This is a genomic window from Vibrio sp. 1978 (assembly GCF_033344345.1).
This window is the reverse complement of sequence record NZ_JAWPOP010000855.1, coordinates 1-557: the sequence shown is the minus strand read 5'-3', so window position 1 is coordinate 557 and position 557 is coordinate 1. Positions and strand designations below refer to the sequence as shown.

Annotated in this window: 1 protein-coding gene; it reads left to right on the top strand. The window is 45.8% G+C overall.

Features of this window, described 5'->3' with window-relative positions:
* A partial coding sequence (locus tag R8N49_RS29495) for a sensor histidine kinase (protein WP_318190745.1) occupies window positions 1-557 on the top strand: 557 nt, incomplete at both ends.

The window sequence follows — 557 nt, the reverse complement described above, 5'->3', positions numbered from 1 at the left end:
CAAACACTGCGTTTGACCCAAGATGAGTTGATTCAAGCGGCTAAGCTGGCAGTTCTCGGTCAAATGTCAGCGAGCATCAGCCATGAGCTGAATAATCCGTTGGCAGCCATTCGTAGCTTTGCTGAGAATGGAAAATTGTTCCTTCAGAAAGAAAAGTATGACCGAGTGGAAGACAATCTCACTCGCATTTCAGCCCTCACAGACAGAATGGCAAACATCAGCCAGCAATTGCGTTCGTTTGCCAAAAAGGCCAGCGGCAATGAGCTTACCCAAACACGTCTGTTGCCCGTGATAGCCTCATCAAAAGAGCTCATGAAACCCGCTTTTAAATCTGCTCGTGTTCTACTTGCTACCGAACTTCCTACTGACGACATCGAGGTTCAAATCAATACCATTCAATTGGAGCAAGTTCTGGTTAACTTGCTGACAAACGCAATTGAAGCCGTAAAAGAACAACAAGATAAACAAGTGTGGTTGCTCGTTGAAACGGATACGGATGAAAACAAAGTGATGATTCATGTCGATGACAATGGCCCTGGGCTTGGTTCGCACACACT